Annotated in this window: 20 protein-coding genes and 1 other annotated feature; of the genes, 13 read left to right on the top strand and 7 right to left on the bottom strand. The window is 50.6% G+C overall.

Annotated elements, in window-relative coordinates:
- Position 1 precedes the first annotated feature (1 nt).
- Genes trpCF through AC0IWZ_RS10430 form a run of 3 tightly spaced genes read right to left on the bottom strand, consistent with a single transcriptional unit; the run spans position 2 to position 4,524 of the window.
- Positions 2–1,363, bottom strand: a complete 1,362-nt coding sequence (gene trpCF / locus AC0IWZ_RS10440; protein ID WP_410372887.1) for a bifunctional indole-3-glycerol-phosphate synthase TrpC/phosphoribosylanthranilate isomerase TrpF — start codon at positions 1,361–1,363, stop codon at positions 2–4.
- Between the two features lie 3 nt (positions 1,364–1,366).
- Positions 1,367–2,962: a bifunctional anthranilate synthase glutamate amidotransferase component TrpG/anthranilate phosphoribosyltransferase TrpD gene (trpD, locus tag AC0IWZ_RS10435; RefSeq protein WP_471677389.1), complete on the bottom strand. Its 1,596-nt coding sequence runs from the start codon at positions 2,960–2,962 to the stop codon at positions 1,367–1,369.
- Complete coding sequence (locus AC0IWZ_RS10430; RefSeq protein ID WP_471677390.1) at positions 2,962–4,524, bottom strand: anthranilate synthase component 1; 1,563 nt, start codon at positions 4,522–4,524, stop codon at positions 2,962–2,964. The genes trpD and AC0IWZ_RS10430 overlap by 1 nt, the downstream gene beginning before the upstream one ends.
- A 22-nt stretch (positions 4,525–4,546) precedes the next feature.
- Positions 4,547–4,642: a sequence feature (Trp leader region), on the bottom strand.
- A 138-nt stretch (positions 4,643–4,780) separates the two neighbouring features.
- Here AC0IWZ_RS10430 and rnm point away from each other — a divergent pair.
- The 3 genes from rnm to rluB all read left to right on the top strand — a co-directional run bounded on the left by rnm (position 4,781) and on the right by rluB (position 7,277).
- Positions 4,781–5,683, top strand: coding sequence for an RNase RNM (gene rnm, locus AC0IWZ_RS10425; protein ID WP_471679065.1), 903 nt, complete (start codon positions 4,781–4,783; stop codon positions 5,681–5,683).
- On the top strand, positions 5,680–6,300 hold the full coding sequence (locus AC0IWZ_RS10420; protein ID WP_034495673.1) for an L-threonylcarbamoyladenylate synthase: 621 nt from the start codon (positions 5,680–5,682) through the stop codon (positions 6,298–6,300). Before rnm ends, AC0IWZ_RS10420 begins: the two co-directional genes overlap by 4 nt.
- A gap of 95 nt (positions 6,301–6,395) precedes the next feature.
- Positions 6,396–7,277 carry a 23S rRNA pseudouridine(2605) synthase RluB gene (gene rluB, locus AC0IWZ_RS10415; protein WP_034495672.1) on the top strand — a complete coding sequence of 294 codons (882 nt, stop codon included), beginning with the start codon at positions 6,396–6,398 and terminating at the stop codon, positions 7,275–7,277.
- 35 nt (positions 7,278–7,312) lie between these two features.
- Here the strand turns inward: rluB and cobO are convergent, their stop codons facing one another.
- Entirely contained in the window at positions 7,313–7,903 is a 591-nt protein-coding gene (gene cobO, locus AC0IWZ_RS10410; RefSeq protein ID WP_034495671.1) for a cob(I)yrinic acid a,c-diamide adenosyltransferase, read from the bottom strand.
- Positions 7,900–8,661, bottom strand: coding sequence for a YciK family oxidoreductase (locus tag AC0IWZ_RS10405; RefSeq protein ID WP_034495669.1), 762 nt, complete (start codon positions 8,659–8,661; stop codon positions 7,900–7,902). Before AC0IWZ_RS10405 ends, cobO begins: the two co-directional genes overlap by 4 nt.
- A 271-nt stretch (positions 8,662–8,932) precedes the next feature.
- Here AC0IWZ_RS10405 and sohB point away from each other — a divergent pair, with 271 nt between their 5' ends.
- The gene (sohB, locus tag AC0IWZ_RS10400; protein WP_034495668.1) at positions 8,933–9,982 is read left to right on the top strand and encodes a protease SohB; all 1,050 of its coding nucleotides are present in this window, start codon (positions 8,933–8,935) and stop codon (positions 9,980–9,982) included.
- Between the two features lie 51 nt (positions 9,983–10,033).
- Here sohB and AC0IWZ_RS10395 read toward each other — a convergent pair whose 3' ends face one another.
- A complete protein-coding gene (locus AC0IWZ_RS10395) occupies positions 10,034–10,285 on the bottom strand; it encodes a YciN family protein (RefSeq protein ID WP_034495667.1) in 252 nt (83 codons plus the stop codon).
- Positions 10,286–10,686: 401 nt separating this feature from the next.
- Here AC0IWZ_RS10395 and topA point away from each other — a divergent pair, with 401 nt between their 5' ends.
- The 6 genes from topA to acnA all read left to right on the top strand — a co-directional run bounded on the left by topA (position 10,687) and on the right by acnA (position 18,221).
- On the top strand, positions 10,687–13,284 hold the full coding sequence (gene topA, locus AC0IWZ_RS10390; protein WP_034495665.1) for a type I DNA topoisomerase: 2,598 nt from the start codon (positions 10,687–10,689) through the stop codon (positions 13,282–13,284).
- Between the two features lie 192 nt (positions 13,285–13,476).
- On the top strand, positions 13,477–14,451 hold the full coding sequence (cysB, locus tag AC0IWZ_RS10385) for an HTH-type transcriptional regulator CysB (protein WP_034495664.1): 975 nt from the start codon (positions 13,477–13,479) through the stop codon (positions 14,449–14,451).
- Positions 14,452–14,767: 316 nt separating this feature from the next.
- Entirely contained in the window at positions 14,768–14,929 is a 162-nt protein-coding gene (locus tag AC0IWZ_RS10380; RefSeq protein WP_115628448.1) for a YmiA family putative membrane protein, read from the top strand.
- A 2-nt stretch (positions 14,930–14,931) separates the two neighbouring features.
- Positions 14,932–15,102 carry a hypothetical protein gene (locus AC0IWZ_RS10375; RefSeq protein ID WP_471677391.1) on the top strand — a complete coding sequence of 57 codons (171 nt, stop codon included), beginning with the start codon at positions 14,932–14,934 and terminating at the stop codon, positions 15,100–15,102.
- 161 nt (positions 15,103–15,263) lie between these two features.
- The gene (gene ymiC / locus AC0IWZ_RS10370; protein ID WP_273693565.1) at positions 15,264–15,362 is read left to right on the top strand and encodes a small membrane protein YmiC; all 99 of its coding nucleotides are present in this window, start codon (positions 15,264–15,266) and stop codon (positions 15,360–15,362) included.
- 183 nt (positions 15,363–15,545) lie between these two features.
- The gene (gene acnA, locus AC0IWZ_RS10365; protein ID WP_471677392.1) at positions 15,546–18,221 is read left to right on the top strand and encodes an aconitate hydratase AcnA; all 2,676 of its coding nucleotides are present in this window, start codon (positions 15,546–15,548) and stop codon (positions 18,219–18,221) included.
- A gap of 35 nt (positions 18,222–18,256) precedes the next feature.
- Here acnA and ribA read toward each other — a convergent pair whose 3' ends face one another.
- Positions 18,257–18,850, bottom strand: coding sequence for a GTP cyclohydrolase II (gene ribA / locus AC0IWZ_RS10360; RefSeq protein WP_034495662.1), 594 nt, complete (start codon positions 18,848–18,850; stop codon positions 18,257–18,259).
- Positions 18,851–19,073: 223 nt separating this feature from the next.
- Between ribA and pgpB the strand changes: the two genes are divergently transcribed.
- The 3 genes from pgpB (at position 19,074) to lapB (ending at position 21,460) form a co-directional block, all read left to right on the top strand.
- Positions 19,074–19,838, top strand: a complete 765-nt coding sequence (gene pgpB / locus AC0IWZ_RS10355; protein WP_034495661.1) for a phosphatidylglycerophosphatase B — start codon at positions 19,074–19,076, stop codon at positions 19,836–19,838.
- Positions 19,839–19,978: 140 nt separating this feature from the next.
- On the top strand, positions 19,979–20,284 hold the full coding sequence (locus AC0IWZ_RS10350; RefSeq protein ID WP_115628451.1) for a LapA family protein: 306 nt from the start codon (positions 19,979–19,981) through the stop codon (positions 20,282–20,284).
- Positions 20,285–20,290: 6 nt separating this feature from the next.
- A complete protein-coding gene (gene lapB, locus AC0IWZ_RS10345; protein ID WP_034495658.1) occupies positions 20,291–21,460 on the top strand; it encodes a lipopolysaccharide assembly protein LapB in 1,170 nt (389 codons plus the stop codon).
- The last annotated feature ends 178 nt before the right edge of the window (positions 21,461–21,638 follow it).

Raw genomic sequence — 21,638 nt, 5'->3', positions numbered from 1 at the left:
CTTAGTAAGCCCGCAGCGTCTGGAAGACGGCAGCCAGCTTGTTAGCATCTTTAATACCCGGCGCGCTTTCGACACCTGAGTTGAAATCTAAACCGATGCAGCCCGTTTTCGCTGCTTCAATGCAATTATCTGCACCCAGTCCGCCAGCCAGAATCACGTTGTCCAGATTCTGTCCTGCAAGGAGTGACCAATCAAACCGTTGCCCGCTACCGCCCTGGCCGTTGTCGAACAGGTAGTTATCAACGTGGTTTAAATCACGGGCTGGCAAAGTGTCTTTCACGCTCAGCGCTTTCCAGATTTGTACATTTTCAGGAAGGGCAACGCGCAGTTCGTCGATATAGGCCTGGTCTTCATCGCCATGCAGTTGAACGGCATTGAGCGAGAACTTCTCCACTTTTTGCAGCACTTCCGAGAGCGGCGTATTGCGGAAAACCCCTGCGTATTTCAGCGGTGCAGCGGCGATAACCGTTGCAGCGGTTTCATCGCTGACAAAGCGGGGTGATGAAGGAACAAAAATCAGACCGCCATAAATGGCACCGGCTTCATAGGCGGCGCGAGCATCTTGCGCCCGCGTCAGTCCACAGACTTTATTGTTCCCTAAGGTGACGCGACGAACCGCAGCATTGAGATCGTCTTCGCCCATTAAGGCGGAGCCAATCAGGAAGCCGTTGGCAAAATGGCTCAGTTCACGAATCTGGCCGTAGTTGCTGATGCCTGACTCACTAATCACCGTCACGCCGTGACCTAAACGCGGCGCTAACTGGCGCGTACGGTTCAAATCAATCGACAAATCACGCAGGTCGCGGTTATTGATACCGACGACTTTTGCACCCAGAACGATGGCTCGCTCCAGCTCTTCTTCGTTACTGACTTCAGTCAATACGCCCATATTCAGGCTGTGCGCGACCGCCGCGAGCTGGCGATATTGCTCATCATCAAGCACAGAAAGCATCAGCAGACAGGCATCGGCCTGGTAAAAACGCGCCAGATGAATCTGATACGAGTCGATAATAAAGTCTTTGCACAGCACTGGCTGCGTGACAATGTCACTTACGATCGGCAGGAAATCAAAACTGCCCTGAAAATACTTTTCATCGGTTAAGACTGAAATCGCAGAAGCGTAGTGTTTATAAACGTTTGCAATACGCGCCGGGTCAAAATCATCACGAATCACGCCTTTGGATGGAGAGGCTTTTTTGCACTCCAGAATGAAAGCGGTTCGGGCACCTTGCAGTGCGTGATAAAAATTACGTGTCGCCGGTACAATGTTGTTCTGGAAACTTGCCAGGGGTTGTTGTTGCTTGCGTGCTTCAACCCATATCGCCTTATCAATGACGATCTTCTTTAATACGGTTTCCTGCATGACTTATCCTCTTCCTGCCAGCGCTGTTACCCGGTCATACGCAGCACCGCTGCGCAGTACTTCCAGCACTCGTTGTGCGTTTGCTTTGAGATCTTCTTGCCCGTGAAGACGCATTAACATGGCGACGTTTGCCGCTACCGCAGACTCATGAGCCGTCTCTCCTTTACCTTGTAACAGGCGGGTGAGAATGTCACGGTTTTCTTCCGGTGTGCCGCCTGCAAGCTCGTCCTGGTGATAGGCGGGCAGGCCGAAATCGGTGGCTTCAAGCTGGTAACTTTTAATCTCGCCTTCGTTCAGTTCTGCCACTTGCGTGGTGGCATGCAGAGAAACTTCGTCCATTCCACCGCTGTGTACTACCGCCGCACGTTTGTATCCCAATACGCGCAGGGTTTCGGCAATTGGCAGCACCAGTTCCGCGCTATAAACACCAATCAGCGCCATTTGCGGGTGAGCCGGGTTAATCAGCGGCCCGAGTACGTTAAACAATGTGCGTGTTTTTAACTGCTGGCGCACAGGCATCGCGTGGCGGAAACCGGTGTGGTATTTCGGCGCGAACAGGAAACAGACTCCTAAATCATCCAGCGCTTTGCGCGATGCGTCAGCACTCATTTCCAGGTTAATACCAAAAGCGGCCAGTAAGTCTGACGAACCTGATTTACTGGAAACGCTGCGGTTGCCGTGTTTGGCAACTTTCATGCCCACTGCTGCTGCCACAAAGGCACTGGCGGTTGAAATATTGATGCTGTTACTGCCGTCACCCCCAGTGCCAACGATATCGGCAAACGGGTAGTCCGGGCTTGGGAATGGCGCTGCCGCTTCAAGCATCGCTGTTGCCGCCCCGGCAATTTCGTTTGGATGCTCACCGCGCACTTTCATACTTACCAGCGCAGCGGCCAGTTGTTCTGGCTTCAGCTCGCCGCGCACAATCGCAGCGAACAGCTGGTGGCTCTCTTCCCGGCTCAGGGTTTGCGCTTTATACAGTTTGTCGAGAATCGGTTGCAGCGTGTTGGCTTGTTTTAACTTCAACAGCGCCCAGTCGAGCGTTTGTTCGAGCAGACGCGCGCCGTGGGTAGTCAGGATGGATTCAGGGTGGAACTGGAAACCACATACGCGGTCAGCGTCGTGGCGAACCGCCATCACCATGCCATCGAAATGGGCGTTAATCGTCAAGCCTGCCGGAATGTTGCTGCCAACCAATGAATGATAACGGGCAACTGGCAGCGGATTTGGCAGACCGGCAAACATCGCTTCGCCATCATGAGAAATAATCGAGGCTTTGCCATGCAGGATTTCACCCGCCTGGCCAACGTACCCGCCGTAGGCTTCAACAATCGCCTGGTGGCCGAGGCAGATACCGATAATCGGCAATTTGCCGCGCAGGCGAGTCAGTAACTCTGGCATACAGCCTGCTTCACTTGGCGCGCCAGGGCCTGGGGAAAGCATCAACACCGGGTTATCCATGGTTTCCAGACGTTCAATTAACGTTTGCGCCGGAACATGGTTGCGATAGATAACGACATTGTGTCCGTTGGCACGCAACTGATCGGCCAGGTTATAAGTGAACGAGTCGATGTTATCGAGCAGCAGAATGTCAGCCATCAGAAAATCTCCTGTGCGTGATGCGCGGTGGCAATGGCGCGCAGTACAGCGCGGGCTTTATTGCGGGTTTCATCGGCTTCGGACTGCGGGACGGAGTCCAGCACCACGCCAGCGCCTGCCTGAACGGTGGCAATACCGTTTTCAACGTAGGCAGAGCGGATAACGATGCAGGTGTCTAAATCACCGTGCGCGGTGAAGTAACCGACCGCGCCGCCGTAACTGCCACGGCGCACGCCTTCGGCTTTGGCAATCAACTGCATCGCACGAACTTTTGGCGCACCGCTCAACGTGCCCATATTCATGCAGGCGCGGTAAGCATGCAGCACATCGAGATCTTTATGCAGCTCGCCTACAACACGGGAAACCAGGTGCATCACAAACGAATAACGGTCGACTTTCGTCAGGTCGGCAACGTAACGGGTGCCAGGAGTGCAAATGCGTGCCAGGTCGTTACGGGCGAGATCTACCAGCATTAAATGCTCGGACATCTCTTTATGGTCAGTACGCATTTCCAGCTCTATGCGGCTGTCGAGGTCACGATCCAGCGTTCCATCTGCGCGGCGACCGCGTGGGCGAGTTCCGGCAATCGGGTAGATTTCAATCTGGCGGGAATCCGCGTCGTATTTCAACGAGCTTTCCGGGGATGCGCCAAATAAGGTGAAATCATTGTCCTGCATAAAGAACATATACGGGCTTGGGTTGCTCTTTTTCAGCGTCTGGTACGCAGCCAGTGGAGAAGGGCAAGGGAGTGAGAAGCGACGCGATGGCACGACCTGGAAAATCTCACCGATGCGGATCGCTTTTTGCATTTTGCGCACCACATCGCCAAATTCTTCATCGCTCTGGTTGCACTCGCAGGTCATGCGTTCCACTTTTTGCACCGGCAGCGCAGAAGGCTCTTGCTGCATTTGCTTGCTCAATTGCGCCGTGCGCTGAATTAAACGCTGTTTTTCTGAAGCTGACGGAGTGAACAGGCTCGCCTGGATACGGGTATGTTTTTTCTGATGGTCAATGACCAGCAGCGTTTCAGCTAAATAGAAACAGTAATCAGGGCAGTTGTTGTCTTGCTTGAGAGCAGGCAAGTCTTCAAATCCAGCGACCAGGTCGTAGGCAAACAAACCGCCGAAGAACATCGCCTCGCGTTCGTTTTCCGGCACTGTGACCAGTTCCTGCATGATGCGGAAGGCATCAAATACCGACAGCGAACACAGACGCGCATCTTCATCCAGCAGGGAACTCACCGCCGGGAAGCGCAGGACACGGCCTTGCGGAGAATGTTGGTTCTCAACTCCAGCAGGAAGTGCTGCATCAAGCAAAGGGAGTAATGAAGCACCGTTCTCAGATAGAGCTTGAATCGTGACGGTGTCACCTAAAGCGGTAATCCGTAGCGCGCTGTCAACTAACAGCAGGCTTTTTAAATCATCTTTGCTGTCGATATCGGCTGATTCGAGCAACAAGGTCGCAGGGCGCGCGCCGCATAGCTGGTGGAAAACCGCTGTTGGGTTATCACGATATGGCGCGTCACCGATGAGTAATTCGAGCGCTGGTTTTTGTGTTTGCATTTTCTGCTCTCATATTTTGTTCAAAAAAAAGCCCGCTCTGGGCGGGCCTGGTATCTGGGCTGAATTTCAGCCATAGCGATTACACTGCCCGTTATCAGGAAGTACGCCACCCGCTATGCATGAGGATGTTCGCTTTCATTTTCAGATACCTTTCTCGTGTGAACTTGCGTACTAGTTAACTAGTTCGATGAATCAAAGTCAATAGCGATTTTTAGTTATTGCCGAATATCGTTATTATGAGCGGCGTTTTCTTTTTATTAACACACCCGGAGCCATTTTGAGCGAACCCACACTAGCGGTGATTTACGACTTACATAGCCATACCACCGCGTCAGATGGCTTGTTAACGCCCGAAGCGCTGGTGAAGCGTGCAGTAGAAATGCGAGTGGGTATTCTGGCAATCACTGACCATGACACAGTAGCCGGAATTGGCGCTGCAAGGGAAGCGGTATCACGCCTGCAACTGCCCCTGCGCGTGATCAGCGGTGTGGAGATTTCCACCGTCTGGGAAAATCATGAAATCCATATCGTTGGATTGGGTGTTGATGAACATCATCCCGTTCTGACAGAATTTTTAGCGCAGCAAAGCGAGCGCCGTGTTCAACGTGCGGCCTTGATCGCAGAACGGCTTGAAAAAGCCCATATCCCTGGTGCGCTGGAAGGCGCAATGCGCCATGCCAACGGCGGAGAAGTCACCCGTGGTCATTTCGCGCGTTATCTGGTGGAGTGCGGGAAAGCCAACACCATGGCCGATGTGTTTAAGAAATATCTTGCAAAAGGGAAAACCGGTTACGTTCCCCCACAGTGGTGTACAATAGAACAAGCTATTGATGTCATTCATCATTCTGGTGGGCAAGCGGTTCTGGCGCATCCAGGCCGGTATGACCTGACCGCTAAATGGCTAAAAAGATTGCTGGCGCAGTTTGCCGAAAGTGGTGGCGATGCCATGGAAGTCGCCCAGTGTCAGCAAGCCCCAAATGAGCGTACCCAGCTTGCCAGCTATGCAAAACAGTTTAATTTGCTGGCGTCGCAAGGCTCAGATTTCCATATGCCGTGTGCGTGGATTGAGCTTGGGCGCAAGCTCTGGCTGCCCGGTGGCGTCGAGCCGGTCTGGCAGAATTGGGAGAAAAGTTATAGCGAAAAAGAGAGGGCAGTATGAGTCAATTTTTCTATATTCATCCAGATAACCCGCAACAGCGCCTGATTAACCAGGCGGTAGAAATTGTTCGCAAAGGCGGCGTCATTGTTTATCCCACCGATTCGGGTTATGCGCTGGGGTGTAAACTGGAAGATAAGTCGGCGATGGAGCGCATTTGCCGTATTCGCCAGTTACCTGACGGGCACAATTTCACCCTGATGTGTCGCGATCTGTCGGAGCTTTCGACCTACGCATTTGTCGATAACGTGGCGTTTCGCTTAATCAAAAATAATACGCCGGGCAATTACACGTTTATTCTCAAAGGCACGAAAGAAGTCCCGCGCCGTTTGTTGCAGGAAAAGCGCAAAACTATTGGTCTGCGCGTGCCTTCTAACCCGATTGCGCTGGCACTGCTCGAAGTGCTGAACGAGCCGATGCTATCGACGTCGCTGATGCTGCCAGGAAGTGAATTTACCGAGTCTGACCCGGAAGAGATTAAAGACAGACTCGAGAAAGTTGTCGATTTAGTGATTCACGGCGGTTACCTCGGCCAGCAACCGACAACGGTGGTGGATTTGACCGACGATTCACCGGTTGTTATCCGCGAAGGCGCGGGCGATGCAAAACCTTTCTTATAAGTTCGTCTGCGGCTATACTGTCCGGCCTAAAATGGGGCTATCAGGCCCCATTACCCCAATTCGACGCCTGTGAAGGCGACACCCGAGGAAGCTCAATGAGCGATAAGAGCGAAAAGTTACAAAAAGTTTTAGCCCGTGCTGGTCATGGTTCCCGTCGTGAGATTGAAACAATTATCTCCGCAGGCCGTGTCAGTGTGGATGGCAAAATTGCCAAATTAGGCGACCGTGTTGAAGTGACACATGCGCTGAAAATCCGTATTGATGGTCACCTGATTTCTATTAAAGAATCTGCTGAACAAATTTGCCGCGTGTTGGCTTACTACAAGCCAGAAGGCGAATTATGTACGCGTAATGACCCTGAAGGGCGTCCAACCGTATTTGACCGTTTACCAAAACTGCGCGGTGCGCGTTGGATTGCGGTCGGTCGTCTGGATGTGAATACCTGTGGTTTACTGCTTTTCACCACTGATGGTGAGCTGGCAAACCGCCTGATGCACCCAAGCCGTGAAGTTGAGCGTGAATACGCGGTGCGTGTATTTGGCGAAATTGACGACGACAAAGTGAAACAGTTGGGTCGTGGCGTGCAGCTTGAAGATGGCCCAGCGGCATTCAAAACCATCAAATTTACCGGTGGCGAAGGCATTAACCAGTGGTACAACGTGACTCTGACCGAAGGCCGCAACCGTGAAGTGCGTCGCCTGTGGGAAGCGGTTGGTGTGCAGGTTAGTCGTCTGATTCGTGTGCGTTACGGTGACATCCAGTTGCCGAAAGGCCTGCCGCGTGGCGGTTATACTGAACTCGATCTGGGGCAAACTAACTACCTGCGTAAATTGGTAGAACTGCCTGAAGAGACAGAAAGCAAAGTGGCGGTTGAAAAAGACCGTCGTCGTATGAAAGCGAATCAGATTCGCCGTGCGGTTAAACGCCATACGCAAACCACGGGTGGCGGCGGTCGTCGCGGTGGTCGCAGCAGCTAAAATACAAACCCCTCAGTTGAGGGGTTTTTTAATGCTTAATAATCAATGCCGATTTGCGCTTTAACACCCGCATCAAACGCGTGCTTCACAGGCCGTAACTCGCTGACGGTATCTGCGATTTCAAGAATATCCCGATGACATCCACGTCCGGTAATAATCACCGTCTGGCTCTCTGGACGCTGTGTCAGGGCCGTCAGCACCTCTTCCAGCGGTAAATAGTCATAGGCCACCATGTAGGTGATTTCGTCGAGAATAACCATATCCAGTGAGCTGTCTGCCAACATACGCTTTGCATGCTCCCACACTTCCACGCAGGCTGCGGTATCCGTTTCGCGGTTTTGTGTATCCCAGGTAAAACCGGTCGCCATCACCTGAAATTCCACGCCTAATGGCTCCAGTAAATTGCGTTCCCCGTTCGGCCATTGGCCTTTGATGAATTGGATAACACCGACTTTTTTGCCGTGCCCGACTGCGCGTGTGGCGGTGCCGAAAGCGGCTGTCGTTTTACCTTTACCGTTTCCGGTAAAGACAATCACAATCCCGCGTTCTTCTTGCGCTGCTGCGACGCGGGCATCCACTTTTTCTTTCTGGCGCTGTTGGCGCTGCTGGTAACGATCTTCACTCATTCGGAAATTCCTGGTTTACGATTGGGTTGAGCATCAAAGCTCATGCCTGTTTTGCGGCGGCTGTCATCGCCCATTAGCCAAAGATAGAGCGGCATTAAATCTCGTGGCGTTTTCAGTTTTTCGGGGTCTTCGGTCGGGAATGCACTTGCGCGCATAGCAGTTCGCGTTCCGCCAGGGTTAATACAATTAACGCGTAAATTATGCTGCTTATACTCTTCTGCGAGCACCTGCATCATGCCCTCAGTCGCGAATTTTGATACCGCATAGGCACCCCAGCCCGCGCGGCCCTGACGACCAACACTCGAACTGGTGAACACCAGTGAGCCTGAGTCTGATTTGAGTAATAAAGGAAGCAAAGCCTGTGTCAGGAAGAAAGTCACATTCACATTGACCTGCATCACAGCCTGCCACGTTTGCGGATCTTGCTCGTCCATTGGCCGAATATCACCGAGGATCCCGGCATTATGCAGGACGCCATCCAGGCGAGGAATTAACCCTGAAAGCTTGTGTGCCAGACTCTGGCAGTCATCAGGTGTCGCCGTGGCAAAATCGAGAATAAACCAGTGGGGAAGGCTGCCGTAGCGGGTCTGTAGTTCATGGGCAACGCTGCGCAGTTTTTCTTCGTTACGACCCAGTAATATGACGCTGGCACCGTATCTGGCGTAAGTTAGTGCGGCTTCTCGACCGATGCCATCGCTGGCCCCGGTGACTAAAATGATGCGGTTTTGCAGTAAGTCGGTCTTCGGTTGATAGTGCACATTCAACTCCTCGCGTGATGTGTCGCTCACGTCTTGATTCTCAGAAATACCTGGGTATGCATGGGCTTTACGCTTTATGCCTGAAAGGGCTTGTTATTTCAATCAGGCAACAGGAGACAATACCTTTGATTAACATTTTGCAAAAATTTCATTTTATTAAAAACGTTCAGGAAGCAGGCTCGCAGCATTTATAGTTGCTTGCAGACGCGGAATCACCGCTCGGTTACACTGAGCAGAAGATATTTAATGTCCTGAATGGAAGGCGGAAAGCGTGGATTTGATTGCAAACTATGGGCTTTTTTTGGCGAAAATCGTCACGGTCGTTGCGGCTATTGGCATTCTTGTCACAATAATCGTGAATGTTGCCGGGCGTAAAAGACACCAACGCGGGGAATTACGTCTCACCAATTTAAGTGAACAATACCAGGAAATGCAGGAAGAAATGCAGGTCGCAAGACTTGATGGTCATCAGCAGAAACTCTGGCATAAAACCCAAAAGAAAAAACATAAGCTGGAAGCTAAACAAGCCAAAGCGCGTGCTAAACGTGGCGAAACGGTTATTTCTGACAAACCGACGCTTTATGTTCTGGATTTTAAAGGAAGTATGGATGCGCATGAAGTCACTTCTTTACGTGAAGAAATCACAGCCGTGCTGGCGGTAGTCAAACCCGAAGATGAGGTTTTACTCCGTCTGGAAAGCCCTGGCGGTGTGGTGCATGGTTATGGGCTGGCAGCGTCGCAGTTGCAGCGTTTGCGTGAGAGCAAAGTGCGCCTGACGGTTGCTGTCGATAAAGTCGCGGCCAGCGGGGGTTATATGATGGCGTGCGTGGCAGATAAAATCGTTGCCGCTCCGTTTTCTATTATTGGTTCGATTGGCGTGGTGGCTCAGGTGCCTAACTTCCACCGCTTGCTGAAACGCAATGATATTGATGTTGAACTGCATACGGCCGGTCAGTACAAACGTACCCTGACTTTGTTTGGTGAGAACACCGAGCAGGGGCGTGAAAAATTCCGTGAAGACCTGAATGAAACACATCTGCTATTTAAGCAGTTTGTGCATGACATGCGTCCATCACTGGATATTGATTCTGTTGCAACGGGCGAGCACTGGTACGGCACGCAGGCACTGGAAAAAGGTTTGATTGATGCGGTAAGCACCAGCGACGACCTGCTGATTGGCCTGATGAAAAATCACGATGTGATTAATGTGCACTACACGCGCCGCAAAAAAATGATGGATCGTTTCACCGGTAGCGCGGCTAACAGTTTAGATAATCTGTTGTTGCGCTGGTGGCAGCGTGGTGAAAAACCACTGTTGTAATCAGATTTGAGGTGAAAGTAGAAACGAGGCCATTTGGCCTCGTTTTTTTACTTAGTCTTGCAGGTGATATTTCTCTGCAAACACATGCGCAAGATGCTTGAACATATTAAATACTGCGGTGCTTTTCCCGGTAGGTAAGCCTTGCTCATCAAGGAAGTATTCACCTTTGAATACCAGCACCCCGTTTTTTTGTTCAACGTCCGTTGCTTCCATTCCATGCATGAAATCTTCATGAGCACGGATCACTTTATTGGCTTCAACGAGTAGCGACTGTTTATCGATAGGTTGAGTGGTTGGTAGCATGATTTCCTCCTTTAAAAACTGGCGCTAGTGTACTTCCGCTATACTGCAAAGGGCAATATCTCCCTGTAAACCTAAGGTGATTTAATCAGTTTACTGTGCTGGCAGGAATCCGGGTTGCATGCTAATAAAGTTGCGTAACTCATTTTATCAGGTAGAGTGTGACGCTTTCGCAAATCTGGCAACGGAATTGCTTGACATTCAACCAAAGTTCCGTCGTGCTATGTCACCGGTGCGAAAGACTCGTTATCTCAATCACCTGCGAATGTTCGCTAATCAGCCGGTGGATGAAAAAAGAGTTGATATCCATTGACGCTGCCGCAATATAAAAAAGCGCGTCGCCAGTGGAAGGTGTGATTAGTGTGCGACGTCTCCTGGAAGAATTACATTAGGTAAAGGTGAATATGGGTAAAGCTCTCGTCATCGTTGAGTCCCCGGCAAAAGCCAAAACGATCAACAAATATCTCGGTAATGACTACGTGGTTAAGTCCAGCGTCGGTCATATCCGTGATTTGCCGACCAGTGGATCAACCACCAAGAAGAGCGCTGACTCCGCCTCCACCAAAGGGACCAAAAAGGTCAAAAAGGATGAACGCGGCGCGCTCGTAAATCGTATGGGTGTCGATCCATGGCACAACTGGGAAGCACAGTACGAAGTGCTGCCTGGTAAGGAAAAAGTGGTTTCAGAACTGAAGTCACTGGCTGAAAAAGCAGACCATATCTATCTCGCAACCGACCTTGACCGCGAAGGGGAAGCCATTGCATGGCACCTGCGGGAAGTTATCGGTGGGGATGAAACGCGTTACAGCCGCGTTGTGTTTAACGAGATCACAAAAAATGCAATTCAACAGGCCTTCGAAAAGCCGGGCGAATTGAATATTGACCGTGTTAACGCACAGCAGGCGCGTCGTTTTATGGACCGCGTTGTGGGTTACATGGTGTCTCCGCTGCTGTGGAAAAAAATTGCCCGTGGTCTTTCTGCTGGCCGCGTACAGTCCGTTGCTGTGCGTCTGGTTGTTGACCGTGAACGTGAAATTAAAGCGTTCGTACCGGAAGAGTACTGGGAAGTTGACGCGAACCTGACAACGCCGAAAGGCGATAGTTTGCCGGTTCAGGTCAGCCACCATAAAGACAAGCCGTTCCGCCCGGTTAACCGCGAGCAGACAATGTCTGCGGTTAGCGAGTTGGAAAAAGCGCGTTACACCGTGCTTGAGCGTGAAGATAAACCGACCAGCAGCAAACCTGGTGCGCCGTTTATCACCTCCACGTTGCAACAGGCTGCAAGCACCCGTCTTGGTTTTGGTGTGAAGAAAACCATGATGATGGCGCAGCGTCTGTATGAAGCGGGTCATATCACTTACATGCGTACTGACTCAACCAACTTGAGCCAGGATGCGGTGAGTATGGTTCGTGGGTATATCGAAGAGAGTTTCGGTAAGAAATATCTCCCGGAAGCCGCGAATCAGTACTCCAGCAAAGAAAACTCTCAGGAAGCGCACGAAGCGATTCGTCCTTCTGATGTGAGTGTCGTTGCTGAGTCGCTTAAAGATATGGAAGCTGACGCGCAGAAACTTTACCAGTTGATCTGGCGCCAGTTTGTGGCGTGTCAGATGACACCAGCGCAATACGATTCCACCACTTTGACGGTGCAAGCAGGTGACTTCCGCCTTAAAACGCGTGGCCGTACGCTGCGTTTTGATGGCTGGACTAAAGTCATGCCTGCACTGCGCAAAGGCGATGAAGACCGTACTTTACCCGCCGTTGAACAGGGTGATGAGCTCGCGCTGGTTGAAGTTATTCCTGGGCAGCACTTTACAAAACCACCGGCTCGCTTTAGCGAAGCTTCGTTGGTTAAAGAGTTGGAAAAGCGTGGCATTGGCCGCCCGTCTACTTACGCGTCAATCATTTCCACCATCCAGGATCGTGGCTATGTGCGTGTAGAGAACCGCCGCTTCTACGCTGAAAAGATGGGTGAAATTGTTACTGACCGCCTGGAAGAAAACTTCCGTGAGCTGATGAACTACGATTTCACGGCGCAGATGGAAAGCAGCCTTGACCAGGTGGCCAATAATCAGGCCGAGTGGAAAGGGGTGCTGGATAACTTCTTTAGCGACTTCAGCGAACAGCTTGGTAAAGCTGAACTGGATCCGGAAGAAGGCGGTATGCGTCCAAACCAGATGGTTCTGACCAGTATTGATTGCCCGACCTGTGGTCGTGAAATGGGTATTCGTACTGCCAGCACTGGTGTGTTCCTGGGTTGTTCTGGTTATGCACTGCCGCCGAAAGAACGCTGCAAAACCACCATCAACCTGGTGCCGGAAAACGAAGTTCTCAACGTGCTGGAAGGCGATGACGCGGAAACTAACGCCCTGCGTGCGAAGCGTCGTTGCGTGAAGTGTGGCACTGCGATGGACAGCTACCTCATCGATCCGAAACGTAAACTTCACGTCTGTGGTAATAACCCGACGTGTGATGGTTACGAAATCGAAGAGGGCGAATTCCGCATCAAGGGTTATGACGGCCCAATCGTTGAGTGTGAGAAATGTGGTTCTGAAATGCACCTGAAAATGGGGCGTTTCGGTAAGTACATGGCTTGTACCAATGACGATTGCAAAAATACGCGTAAGATCCTGCGTAATGGCGAAGTGGCACCTCCGAAGGAAGATCCGGTTCCATTGCCTGAGTTGCCTTGCGAGAAGTCCGACGCTTACTTTGTTCTGCGTGATGGCGCGGCGGGTGTTTTCCTTGCGGCAAACACTTTCCCTAAATCGCGTGAAACACGTGCGCCGCTGGTCGAAGAGCTTTATCGCTTCCGCGACCGCCTGCCAGAAAAGCTGCGTTATCTGGCCGACGCACCACAGCAAGATGCAGACGGCAACAAAGCGGTCGTTCGCTTTAGCCGTAAGACTAAGCAACAGTATGTTTCTTCTGAAAAAGAAGGCAAAGCGACTGGCTGGTCAGCATTCTTTGTTGATGGTAAGTGGGTTGAAGGTAAGAAGTAACTAGCCTTCTGACGCAAAAGCCGGGGCCGATGCTCCGGCTTTTTTATATCCTTTTATATAACCTGATTATTATTTTTTCTTTCTAACTATACATAGATAGTATAAGTGATATAGTGATCCGAGAGAATTTCACCTTGTCTGAATCCCTGCCACCGCACGTGTCGGGGCTGTTTTTACTGCGGATGGAACGCCATGAAACTACAGCAACTTCGTTATATCGTAGAGGTGGTAAATCACAACCTCAACGTCTCGTCGACGGCCGAAGGGCTTTACACTTCTCAGCCGGGGATCAGTAAACAAGTTCGTATGTTGGAAGACGAACTGGGGATTCAGATCTTTGCACGTAGCGGCAAACACCTGACTCAGGTAACGCCTGCGGGGCAGGAGATTATCCGTATTGCCCGCGAAGTATTGTCAAAAGTTGAAGCCATTAAGTCCGTGGCGGGTGAGCATACCTGGCCGGACAAAGGTTCATTGTATGTTGCGACGACCCATACGCAGGCGCGTTACGCGCTGCCAAATGTGATTAAAGGGTTTATCGAGCGCTATCCACGCGTTTCCCTTCACATGCATCAGGGGTCGCCTACGCAGATTGCTGAAGCGGTATCCAAGGGTAATGCGGATTTTGCTATCGCGACTGAAGCTCTGCATCTCTACGATGATTTAGTGATGCTGCCGTGCTACCACTGGAACCGTTCGATTGTGGTGACGCCGGATCACCCGCTGGCATCGAAAGAGTCGGTTTCCATCGAAGAGTTGGCTCAATATCCGTTAGTCACCTACACCTTCGGTTTCACCGGGCGTTCCGAATTAGACACTGCATTTAACCGTGCCGGTTTAACTCCGCGAATTGTCTTCACGGCAACAGACGCCGATGTGATTAAAACCTACGTGCGTTTGGGCTTAGGTGTGGGGGTTATTGCCAGTATGGCGGTTGATCCGGTTTCTGACCCGGACCTGGTGCGTATTGAAGCGCAGGGCGTTTTCAGCCACAGCACCACGAAAATAGGTTTCCGCCGCAGCACTTTCTTGCGCAGTTACATGTATGATTTTATTCAGCGTTTTGCGCCGCACCTGACGCGTGATGTTGTCGATACCGCCGTTGCTTTGCGTTCAAACGAAGATATTGAAGCCATGTTTAAAGATATTAAATTACCGGCTAAATAATATCTGAAGGTATCTTTTCTCCCAGGAAAGATACCTCTTCTCTTTGCATTAAAGAATATGATTCATCCCTTCCAGTTTTAAATATCCCTCAAATCTTTATTACCCATACTTTTTAAGTGGTTAATCTGTCTCAATTAAGAGACAAACGTAGATAATAATTAACTACCCTGCAAATTTATTGTTTCAATTATTTATTTCAGGTCAAAAGATTAAATCTTTTCCTGCATTCGGGAAGCAATTTCGCTGGCTTTTGTACTAGAGTTTCTTTAGGATTAATCCCATCAGGCGATTAATTATACCGATTGTTTAAGATTTTATGATAAGTGGTGCCGATTGTATGAGGTTAGCAATGCCTTCAGGAAGTGAAGAACCGCAGAGGGAAACAGGGCTAAAACGTAAAGCCTGGATGGCGGTGTTTTTGGTATCAGGTCTGTTCTGGCTTGTCGTTGCAGTGGCAGCCTGGCATTTTTGGGGGTAACAATGACTTCCTTTGCTCAAACACAACCACAGAAAACGGTGCGTCAGAAAGATGACAAACCACAACAAGAAGCGAAACCTGGAAAAGTTCAGGTGCCTGAGTCATGGAAACTGACGCAACAACAAAAAGACTTTATCGATCTGTTTTCAACAGACGAACATATTAAACAATAAATATAATTCTCATTTACCTTTATTTAACTTGCTGTCAGTCACACTTTATAATTAAGCGTGATTAAGAGCACACTCTTTAAGTAATCACTACACACAGCAATATTCAAATCGACTGATTAATTATTCAGTCACAGTGTTTACTAAAATAAAGAGAGCGGCTTATGAATACTCACTGTAGCGTCAAGTACTGGTCATGGTTTACCGCATTTACTGTTTCGTTAGCCTTTTGGGCGCAAATGGTTTGGATGCTGACTCAGTAACACTTTCTTGATTGTGCCCTGGTTCTCTGCCGGGGCGCTGATTCACTCCTCCTCTCCCTTTACACTTCTCGATTTATCAATTTGGGTTGTTATCAAATCGTTACGACATCTTTGTGTTATCTTTAATACTGTCCCTGATCTTCATCCGGGATACCGCTATCCTAAGAAATTTATGGAGGAGCTATGTCGTTAACCCTACGAGAAGCCAGTAAGGACACTTTACAGGCGCTGAATAAAACCTATCACTATTACAGCTTGCCGCTGGCCGCAAAAGAACTTGGGGATATCACCCGGTTACCCAAGTCGTTAAAAGTTTTGCTTGAAAACCTGCTGCGCTGGCAGGATGAAGATTCTGTCACTCAAGATGACATTCACGCGCTGGCCGCCTGGCTGAAAGACGCTCATGCGGACCGTGAAATTGCTTATCGCCCAGCTCGCGTACTGATGCAAGATTTCACCGGTGTCCCGGCGGTGGTTGACTTAGCCGCCATGCGTGAAGCGGTTAAACGCCTCGGTGGCGATGTGGCCAAAGTTAACCCGCTTTCCCCTGTGGACCTGGTCATTGACCACTCGGTGACTGTCGATCACTTTGGCGACGATGATGCATTTGAGGAGAACGTGCGCCTCGAAATGGAGCGCAACCATGAGCGCTATGTCTTCCTGCGTTGGGGGCAGCAAGCTTTCAGTCGCTTCAGCGTTGTGCCACCGGGAACCGGTATTTGTCACCAGGTTAACCTGGAATATCTCGGTAAAGCCGTGTGGAGTGAAATGCAGGGGGATGAGCTGGTGGCTTATCCTGACACGCTGGTGGGGACTGACTCCCATACCACCATGATCAACGGTCTCGGAGTTTTGGGCTGGGGCGTAGGGGGGATTGAAGCCGAAGCGGCCATGCTCGGCCAGCCGGTTTCAATGCTTATTCCGGATGTGGTCGGCTTTAAACTTGACGGTAAATTGCGCGAAGGCATTACCGCGACAGACCTGGTTTTGACCGTTACGCAAATGCTACGCAAACACGGCGTTGTGGGCAAGTTCGTTGAATTCTACGGCGACGGGCTGGACACTTTACCCCTGGCCGATCGCGCAACAATTGCCAACATGGCTCCTGAATATGGTGCCACCTGCGGTTTCTTCCCGATTGACGCTGTGACGCTGGATTATATGCGTCTGAGTGGACGCAGCGAAGAGCAGATAGCATTGGTTGAGGCGTATTCCAAAGCCCAGGGGATGTGGCGAAATACCGGCGATGAACCGGTATTTACCAGCACTCTGGCGCTGGATATGAATGAAGTTGAAGCAAGCCTGGCGGGGCCAAAACGTCCGCAGGATCGCGTTGCGTTGGGCGATGTCCCGAAAGCCTTCAACGCCAGCAATGAACTCGAACTCAACTCCTCTCACAAAGACCGTGCGCCGGTGAATTACACCATGGGTGGGCGCGAATACCAGTTGCCTGATGGCGCGGTGGTCATTTCTGCGATTACTTCTTGCACTAACACCTCAAACCCCAGTGTTCTGATGGCGGCAGGGTTGCTGGCTAAGAAAGCGGTGACTTTAGGTTTAAAACGCCAGCCTTGGGTAAAAGCGTCGCTGGCGCCTGGCTCAAAAGTGGTTTCGGATTACCTGGCGAAGGCCCGATTGACACCTTATCTCGATGAATTAGGTTTTAATCTGGTGGGATACGGTTGTACCACGTGCATCGGGAACTCTGGCCCATTACCGGACCCTATTGAACAAGCAATCAAGAAGGGCGATTTGACCGTGGGGGCCGTGCTTTCGGGGAACCGTAACTTTGAAGGGCGAATTCATCCATTGGTGAAAACCAACTGGCTCGCATCCCCTCCACTGGTGGTGGCTTATGCTCTGGCTGGGAACATGAATATTAATCTGACCACCGACCCACTTGGTCATGACCTCAAAGGCGAGCCGGTTTATCTCAAAGATATTTGGCCGACCAGCCAGGAAATAGCTCGTGCGGTCGCACAGGTGACAACGGAAATGTTCCACAAAGAATATGCCGAAGTCTTCCTGGGGACACCTGAATGGCAAAGCATCGAGGTGGACCGTTCAAATACTTACGGCTGGCAAAGCGATTCTACCTACATTCGCCTGTCGCCATTCTTTGATGATATGGAAGCCACACCAAAACCCGTACCGGAGATTCATGGTGCGCGCGTTTTGGCGATCCTCGGCGACTCGGTGACCACAGACCATATTTCACCTGCCGGTAGCATCAAGCCAGACAGTCCGGCTGGGCGCTATCTGCAAAACCATGGCGTTGAGCGTAAAGATTTTAACTCTTATGGCTCACGACGCGGCAACCATGAAGTGATGATGCGCGGCACGTTTGCCAATATTCGCATTCGCAATGAAATGGTGCCGGGAGTTGAAGGGGGCATGACGCGATTGTTACCGGGCGATGAGGTGATCTCAATTTATGATGCGGCAATGAAATACCGCGATAAAGGGATCCCACTGGCCGTGTTTGCCGGTAAAGAATATGGCTCCGGTTCAAGTCGTGACTGGGCGGCAAAAGGGCCACGGTTGCTGGGTGTGCGGGTCGTTATCGCCGAGTCCTTCGAGCGAATTCACCGTTCCAACCTGATTGGTATGGGGATTCTTCCGCTGGAGTTTCCGCAGGGCGTGACGCGTAAAACGTTGGGGCTGACGGGCGAGGAGTTTATCGATATTACTGGCCTGAACGAACTGGTGCCAGGGACTACGGTGCCGGTGTCATTAACCTTTGCCGATGGTAGAAAAGAGGTGGTTGAGTGTCGCTGCCGCATTGATACCAGTAATGAACTGACGTACTTCAAAAATGATGGGATTTTGCATTACGTGATTCGTAACATGCTGAAGTAGTAAAATTCTCCCCCAGCGATGGGGGAGAAAACGGCTTATTCTTTGGACAGTAAATGGCCCATTTTAGCCGCTTTGGTATCCAGATAATGCGCGTTCTTCGGGTTGCGACCCACAATAAGTGGCACTCGCTCAGTGATGTTAATTCCTGCCTCAGAAAGAATCTCAACCTTGCGTGGGTTGTTGGTCAGCAAGCGTACCGCATCGATACCCAATAATTTAAACATGTCCGCGCACAGCGTGAAGTCGCGTTCATCGGCAGCAAAACCGAGTTGGTGGTTCGCTTCAACGGTGTCGTAGCCTTTATCCTGCAACGCGTAGGCGCGAATTTTATTCAGCAGGCCGATGTTGCGACCTTCCTGGCGGTGATACAGCAACACACCGCGACCTTGTTCAGCAATTTGAGCCAGAGCTGCTTCAAGCTGGAAACCACAGTCGCAGCGCAGGCTGAAAAGGGCGTCGCCCGTCAGACACTCTGAATGTACACGCGCCAGAACAGAATCATTTCCAGTAATGTCACCAAAAACCAGTGCAACGTGATCTTGCCCGGTTGCCAGTTCTTCAAAACCCACCATCAGGAAATCGCCCCATGGGGTAGGCAGTTTGGCTTCTGCCACACGTTTAAGCTGCATGTGATTCTCCAGGTACTCTTATTGGCTCACGAAGTATTGACTCGCGTGATACCTGCCAGCTTTCTGGCTTGTTAAATTCCTATTGGCTATTTTGCCACAACGCCGGGCACTTCGCCTAATTGACTGGGCTCACTCCTATTTTTACGCTTAAAGTCACGCCACGTTTTCCCATCGGTGCGCTTTATCGGGTATTCTTAATGCTCAAATTGCATAAGGAAAAGTGATGCGGGCAATAGCGAAGCGAACGACAATTGGAGCCGGAATACTATTAATCATGCCGCTAGCGGTATGGATTTCAGGTTGGCAGTGGGTTCCAGGTGCGCAAGGCGCCTGGCTTAAAATGATGTATTGGATGACAGAAACCGTCACGCAACCGTGGGGCATCATTACTCATGTTTGCTTATGCGCCTGGTTTTTATGGTGCCTGAGGTTCCGCCTAAAAGCGGCAGTCATGCTATTTGCCATCCTTGGTGCGGCTATTCTTGTTGGGCAAGGCGTGAAATCCGTCATCAAAGACAAAGTTCAAGAACCTCGTCCTTTTGTGGTATGGCTTGAAAAAACACAACATATTCCAACAGATGAGTTCTACAATTTAAAGCGTAAGCAACGTAGCGAACTGGTTAAAAGTCAGCTCGAGTCTCAGGCGGAAGTGCCTGGTTGGCTACGTAAACACTGGCAAAAAGAGACCGGATTTGCTTTCCCTTCCGGGCACACAATGTTTGCCGCAAGTTGGGCATTACTGGGCGTTGGCCTGTTGTGGCCGCGCAGGAGAACGTGGACTATTGCTTTGTTGCTGGTATGGGCAGTCGGGGTGATGGGGAGTCGGTTAGTGCTCGGTATGCACTGGCCGCGAGATTTGGTAGTCGCAACATTAATCTCCTGGATATTAATTACCCTGGCAACCTGGCTTGCGCAAAAGTTATGCGGTCCACTATCGCCACCAAGGCAAGAAGATGAGGAAATAGCCGAACGAGACGGCGAACCTTGAGAATCTTGATTTAATCCCCATTTCTTATGAATTGGACGTCGCTAATGGATTCCCCGGAACACCGGGAAATGGTAGTTTATACCGTTGGAAATGCATTAGGGCATAATTTAGTCGCGTAAGACCACATGACGGGAAGTAATGTGAAATATTTATTCATTTTCTTACTGGTGCTAGCGATTTTTGTGATTTCTGTCACTCTGGGCGCGCAAAACGATCAGGTTGTACATTTCAATTATCTGTTGGCACAAGGCGAGTATCGCGTCTCCACCTTGCTGGCGACTCTTTTTGCTGCGGGTTTTTTACTGGGTTGGATGATTTGTGGTCTGTTCTGGCTGCGTTTGCGTGTTTCCCTTGCCCGCGCCGATCGCAAGATCAAACGCCTGGAACAGCAAATCACCACGGGTTCTGACACCACCACAGTGGTTGTACCGGCTGTGAAGGAATAACCTGCCATGTTGGAATTGTTGTTTCTGCTGTTGCCTGTTGCCGCCTTCTACGGCTGGTATATGGGCCGCAGAAGCGCGCATCAAGACAAGCAACAAGAAGCCAACCGCCTGTCGCGTGATTACGTGGCGGGGGTTAACTTTTTGCTGTCTAACCAGCAAGATAAAGCCGTAGATTTATTCCTCGATATGCTTAAAGAGGACACCAGTACCGTTGAGGCTCACCTCACGCTGGGTAACTTGTTCCGTTCCCGCGGTGAAGTCGATCGCGCCATCCGAATCCATCAGTCATTAATGGAAAGCGCCTCGCTAACCTACGAGCAGCGCCTGCTTGCGGTTCAGCAATTGGGTCGTGACTACATGGCCGCCGGTTTGTATGACCGTGCAGAGGATATGTTCGGGCAACTGATCGATGAAACAGATTTCCGTATTGGTGCCTTGCAGCAATTATTACTGATTCATCAGGCGACCAGCGACTGGCAAAAGGCTATTGACGTTGCCGAGCGTCTGGTGAAACTGGGTAAAGATAAACAGCGTACTGAAATCGCTCACTTCTATTGTGAACAAGCCTTGCAGTTGATGGGGAGCGACGATCTCGACCGCGCCATGTCACTGCTGAAAAAAGGGGCAGCGGCCGATAAAAACTGTGCGCGAGTTTCTATCATGATGGGCCGTATCTTCATGGCTCGAAATGAATATGCAAAAGCGGTTGAGTCATTACAACGCGTCATCAATCAAGATAGTGAATTAGTCAGTGAAACCTTGGAGATGCTCCAGACTTGCTATCAACAACTCGATAAGCCACAAGAGTGGGAAGCCTTCTTAAAACGCTGTGTTGAAGAGAATACCGGCGCAGGGGCAGAACTGATGCTCGCAGAGATCCTTGAGCACAAAGAAGGGTCTGAAGTCGCTCAAATATATATCAACCGCCAGCTCCAGCGCCACCCAACCATGCGTGTGTTCCATCGTTTGATGGATTATCACTTACAGGAAGCGGAAGAAGGGCGTGCGAAGGAAAGCCTGATGGTGTTGCGAAACATGGTGGGTGAGCAAGTGCGCACCAAGCCACGTTATCGTTGCCAGAAGTGTGGATTTACCGCTTTCACGATGTACTGGCATTGTCCATCTTGCCGGGCATGGTCGACCATTAAACCGATCCGCGGTTTGGACGGGCAATAACGCATAGAAGGCGTAGCGTTATAAAAAAAACGCGCACTTTAGTTACAACATACTAATAATTAGTATCAGGAAATAAAGCTCAGCACCGAGTCGTTTGTGTCTTGCAGAGTGCAATGGCAACTGTAATTTTCTTCCCGCCGCGAGTAGAATGCTTGCCGTTTATCTCTTGCGCCGTGCT

The organism is Buttiauxella sp. AC142, assembly GCF_979253435.1.
This window is presented reverse-complemented; position numbering and strand designations above follow the sequence as displayed.

Bases quoted from the DNA above. Each gene is read 5' to 3' on its own strand.
- acnA (WP_471677392.1), top strand. From the start codon at position 15,546: ATGTCGTTAACCCTACGAGAAGCCAGTAAGGACACTTTACAGGCGCTG.
- topA (WP_034495665.1), top strand. From the start codon at position 10,687: ATGGGTAAAGCTCTCGTCATCGTTGAGTCCCCGGCAAAAGCCAAAACG.
- cysB (WP_034495664.1), top strand. From the start codon at position 13,477: ATGAAACTACAGCAACTTCGTTATATCGTAGAGGTGGTAAATCACAAC.
- cobO (WP_034495671.1), bottom strand. From the start codon at position 7,903: ATGAGTGAAGATCGTTACCAGCAGCGCCAACAGCGCCAGAAAGAAAAA.
- AC0IWZ_RS10380 (WP_115628448.1), top strand. From the start codon at position 14,768: ATGATAAGTGGTGCCGATTGTATGAGGTTAGCAATGCCTTCAGGAAGT.
- pgpB (WP_034495661.1), top strand. From the start codon at position 19,074: ATGCGGGCAATAGCGAAGCGAACGACAATTGGAGCCGGAATACTATTA.
- trpD (WP_471677389.1), bottom strand. From the start codon at position 2,962: ATGGCTGACATTCTGCTGCTCGATAACATCGACTCGTTCACTTATAAC.
- rluB (WP_034495672.1), top strand. From the start codon at position 6,396: ATGAGCGATAAGAGCGAAAAGTTACAAAAAGTTTTAGCCCGTGCTGGT.
- ymiC (WP_273693565.1), top strand. From the start codon at position 15,264: ATGAATACTCACTGTAGCGTCAAGTACTGGTCATGGTTTACCGCATTT.
- trpCF (WP_410372887.1), bottom strand. From the start codon at position 1,363: ATGCAGGAAACCGTATTAAAGAAGATCGTCATTGATAAGGCGATATGG.
- lapB (WP_034495658.1), top strand. From the start codon at position 20,291: ATGTTGGAATTGTTGTTTCTGCTGTTGCCTGTTGCCGCCTTCTACGGC.
- AC0IWZ_RS10395 (WP_034495667.1), bottom strand. From the start codon at position 10,285: ATGCTACCAACCACTCAACCTATCGATAAACAGTCGCTACTCGTTGAA.
- AC0IWZ_RS10430 (WP_471677390.1), bottom strand. From the start codon at position 4,524: ATGCAAACACAAAAACCAGCGCTCGAATTACTCATCGGTGACGCGCCA.
- ribA (WP_034495662.1), bottom strand. From the start codon at position 18,850: ATGCAGCTTAAACGTGTGGCAGAAGCCAAACTGCCTACCCCATGGGGC.
- AC0IWZ_RS10420 (WP_034495673.1), top strand. From the start codon at position 5,680: ATGAGTCAATTTTTCTATATTCATCCAGATAACCCGCAACAGCGCCTG.
- AC0IWZ_RS10375 (WP_471677391.1), top strand. From the start codon at position 14,932: ATGACTTCCTTTGCTCAAACACAACCACAGAAAACGGTGCGTCAGAAA.